Genomic DNA, 4,092 nt, shown 5'->3' on the forward strand with positions numbered 1-4,092 from the left:
GCCCAGCCCTCCCCCACCCCCAGCGGCTCGATCTCCGTCCGGCTCGGATCGCCGTCCACGAACAGGCTGTTGTCGTACGACTTCGAGGGCTCCGTCACCGTCGAGTAGGCGAGGCGGGTGTAGTACGGGTCGTAGCGGACGTCCTCGCTGCCGTGGTTGTGGAGGCGGACGAGGCCGTCGGAACGGGTGGACTGGAGAAGCCAGTTGGGGGCGGTGATCGGGGTGAGCGCGTCGGCGCGTTCGGCCGGGCCCGGCTCCTCCGGCGCCGTCCACACCTCGTGGTCCGCCGGGAGGAGCAGGCCGAGGAAGGCCTTGCTCGCCCAGTACGGGGAGGCCGGGCCCGAATAGCCCTGCAGGACAGCCTGGTCGGGCCCGTGCCAGCCGAGGGTGAGCAGGCCGCGGGAGTCCACCGCGCCCCGGTCCAGGAAGTACTTGAGGGCTCCTGAGGCCAGGCGCCGGGTCTGCCCCGGGGGCAGCGGGGTGTGGCCCGTCAGGGCGCCGAGCCACAGCGGGGCCGTCGTCGCGAAGCGGTACGTCAGGGAGCGGCCCTGGTGCAGGGGTGCTCCGTCGGCGCCGAACAGGCGGGCGTAGTCGTCGAGATGGCGGGACAGGCGGCCGCCGTACAGGTCCAGCAAGCGGTCGTCCTCGGCCAGCCAGGCGTGCAGCACCGGGTAGAGGTGCATGGCCCAGCCGTTGTAGTAGTCGAACTTGCGGCCGTCGCCGTCGGTGTACCAGCCCTCGCCGACGTACCACTGCTCGATGCGCTCCAGGCCGCGCTCGATCGCCTTGCGGGAGGCCTCCGGCTCGTACCCGACGGACGACAGGAAGCCGGCGACCGTGACCGGGAAGAGCTCCCAGTTGCAGGGCCAGGCCTCGGCGGTGAGCGCGTCGCCGAGCCAGGCCGCGGCGCGCTGCCGTACGGAGTCGTCCAGGCGGTCCCAGAGCAGCGGCTTGGTGATGCGCAGCGCGAACGCGATCGACGCCGCCTCCACCAACGGCTGGCTGCGGTCCTCGATCCGCGGCCAGACCCCCGACACCCCGGCGGCGAGACCGTCGGCGTACCGCTCCAGCGCGGCCGCGTCCTGGCGGAAGGCCGCCAGCAGGAGCGTACGGGCGTAACCCTCAAGGCCGTCGGAGAGCCGGCCGGACCAGCTCTGCCGGTCGCCGGGGAGGTGGTAGAGGGCGTGGTCCTCGGTGGCGTACGGCTCGACCGCGACGAGCAGGGCGTCGGCGGCGGCCTCCCAGTGGGCGCGCGTGTAGCCGGTGTACGGGCTGAGGGTGCGGTCCTCGGGGGGCAGCTGCATCGGTTCTCTCTTTTTCGACTTCGGCTCGCAGGCTCGCAACGTCTCGCCATGCAGGTTCGGCACAGACCTGGGGCGCCCCGGTTCCGGTCGGGACGCCCCAGGCGTCTATCCCACCCGCACCAGCCCTGCGGGCACCAGCCCCTGTGCGAGCAGTTCGTCGCGGACCAGGCCCGCGTACACGGTGGCGCCGTGCACGGAGGTGTGGGTGTTGTCCCTTTTCTCGTTGTAGAGGTAGATCGCCTTGGAGCCCTCCACGCCGAGGGACTCCACGAGCGACTTCGTCTTCGCCGTCAGGTCGATCAGCGGGACGTCCTCGGCCGCGGCGACCGAGCGGATCACCGCGGGATGGTCCACCCCGAGGCCGTTGACCAGCAGGGCCGTCCCGTTGTTCAGCGTGCCGTCCGAGTTGAACCAGCGTCGCACGATGGGCGTCACGAGGACAGGGTTCCCGCCTTTCTCCCTGACACCCGCGACCAGAGTCTCCAGGTTCGCCCGGTAGGTCGCCTCGTCGGTCGTCTTGTCGTTGTGGGCGAGCTGGACGAGGACGAGGTCGCCGGGGCGGATCAGCGGCTGGACCGTGGCCCACAGGCGCGGCTCGGACAGATAGGTCACCGTGCTCTCGCCGGAGTCGGCGTAGTTGGCCACGGACACGCCCTTGCGCAGGTACTGGGGCAGTTGCTGGCCCCAGCCGGAGTAGGGGTCGCCGGGCTGGTCGCAGACCGTGGAGTCGCCGACGAGGAGGATCTGGCGGGTGTGCCGGGCGGGGGTGACCCTGATGTCGGCGAGCGCGGGTGCCGAGCCGCCCAGCACCAGGTCCAGGCCGGGTGTGCCGTCGGGGCCGGTCGGTTCGCCCTCCGGGGTGCGGACGTTGACGGTGAAGCTGCGGGAGACCCGCTCGCCGGCCGGGGCCGCCGTCTCCGGCAGCAGGGAACGCCGGGTCTCGCCGCTGATCGCCGTGCTCGACGCGGTCTCGCCGCCGAGCAGGACCTTCACGTCGTACGTCCCGGGCGGGACGTCGAAGTGGCAGCCGGCGGTGGTGCAGTTCGCGATGCCGAGGGGGCGGCCGGAGTGCGCCTGCGCCGGTACGGCGGTCAGGCCCGCGCTCAGCGTGACCGCCGCCAGCACGGCGAGGTTGAAACGTCTCATTCGAGGCTCCTCAGACGGACGACAAGGCCTGGCGGCTGGACCGTACCCCCATTGGCAAGCGCTTTCTAGCCCCTAGGCGAATTTCACAAGATTGCCAACTCCCAGGCAGTGAAAGCCCTTTCGCGAAATCGATTCAACTGTCACTCTCCAAAGCACCCGCACCACCCCCGCACGTCTCGAAGGAGGCACCCCCATGTCCGAATCCGCCGTGAACAGACCGGTCGGACGCCGTACCTTCGTCCTCGGCACCGCGGCCGCCGCAGGGACGGCCGCGCTCGCCGGGCCGCTCGCCCAGGACGCGTCCGCCGCGGGCTTCGGCTGGAGCGACGACGGCTCCAACTACGTCGTCGACACCGGCGCGAGCCTCGTCTTCAAGGTCAGCAAGAGCAACGGCGATCTGGCCTCGCTGGTCTACAAGGGCACGCAGTACCAGGGCTACGGCGGCAAGAACTCGCACATCGAGTCCGGCCTCGGCACGTCCACCGTGAGCATCAAGCAGTCCGGTACGACGATCCTGATCTCGGTCGCGTACGGCACGCTGAAGCACTACTACGCGGCCCGCAGCGGCGAGAACAACATCTACCTGTGGACCAACAAGGCCGACGACTCGGTCTCGGCGACCCGTTACATCCTGCGCGTCAACGCGGGCAAGTTCCTCAACGACGAGCCCGACTCGTACACCTACGCACCCACCACCATCGAGGCCTCCGACGTCTTCAAGAAGTCCGACGGCCAGACCCGCTCGAAGCACTACGCGAGGGCCCGGGTCATCGACTACAACTACGTCGGCTGGACCACCGGCAGCGTCGGCCTGTACATCGTGCGCTCCAACCACGAGAAGGCCTCCGGCGGCCCGTTCTACCGCTCCCTGCTGCGCCACCAGAGCGCGGACGGCGGCGGCCTGTACGAGATCCTGTACTACGGCGAGAACCAGACGGAGGCCCAGCGCTTCGGCCTCCAGGGCCCCTACGTCATCGCCTTCACCGACGGCGGCGCCCCCTCCTCCTCGCTGTACCCGGGAACCCTCACCACCGCGTGGGCGGACTCGCTCGGCATCTCCGGTTACGTCCCCGCCGGCGGTCGGGGCAAGGTCGCGGGAGTCGGCATCACCGGCCGGAACACGGCGTACGCCTACACGGTCGGTCTCGCCAACTCGGCTGCCCAGTACTGGGGTTCGGCGCGGTCCTCGGACGGCTACTTCTCCATCGGGGGTGTGCTGCCGGGGACGTACACACTGACGGTGTTCAAGGGCGAACTGGCCGTCCACACCACCTCGGTGTCCGTCACCGCGGGCGGCACGACCACCCTCAACAGCATCGCGATCCCGTCCTCGAACGACCCGGGCAACGCGAGTGCGATCTGGCGCATCAACAACTGGGACGGCACGCCCGGCGGCTTCAAGAACGCCGACCTGATGACGTACGCCCACCCTTCCGATGTCCGTGCCTCCTCCTGGACCGGCAACGTCGTCATCGGCAGCGGCACCGAGACCTCGGCCTTCCCCTGCTACCTGTGGAAGGACGTCAACAGCGGAATCATCGTCTACTTCAAGCTGACGGCCGCGCAGGCCGCCGCCGCGCACACCCTGCGCATCGGCGTGACGACGGCCTACGCCAACGGCCGCCCGCAGGTCGTCGTCAAC

Annotated in this window: 3 protein-coding genes; 1 reads left to right on the forward strand and 2 read right to left on the reverse strand. The window is 70.1% G+C overall.

Going from position 1 to position 4,092, the window contains the following annotated elements:
• Both EHS43_RS39250 and EHS43_RS39255 read right to left on the reverse strand, forming a co-directional pair.
• On the reverse strand, positions 1-1,304 hold a 1,304-nt coding region (locus tag EHS43_RS39250), incomplete at its 3' end, for a DUF2264 domain-containing protein (protein WP_125195350.1).
• A 105-nt stretch (positions 1,305-1,409) separates the two neighbouring features.
• Positions 1,410-2,450 (reverse strand): rhamnogalacturonan acetylesterase, encoded by a 1,041-nt coding sequence (locus tag EHS43_RS39255; RefSeq protein WP_125195351.1) that lies wholly within the window; start codon positions 2,448-2,450, stop codon positions 1,410-1,412.
• A gap of 193 nt (positions 2,451-2,643) precedes the next feature.
• Between EHS43_RS39255 and EHS43_RS39260 the strand changes: the two genes are divergently transcribed.
• A partial coding sequence (locus tag EHS43_RS39260) for a rhamnogalacturonan lyase B N-terminal domain-containing protein (RefSeq protein ID WP_125195352.1) occupies positions 2,644-4,092 on the forward strand: 1,449 nt, incomplete at its 3' end.

Source organism: Streptomyces sp. RP5T (assembly GCF_003933965.1).
Lineage (GTDB): Bacteria > Actinomycetota > Actinomycetes > Streptomycetales > Streptomycetaceae > Streptomyces.

Coding starts and splice junctions, on each gene's coding strand:
- EHS43_RS39255 (WP_125195351.1), bottom strand. CDS start 2,450: ATGAGACGTTTCAACCTCGCCGTGCTGGCGGCGGTCACGCTGAGCGCG.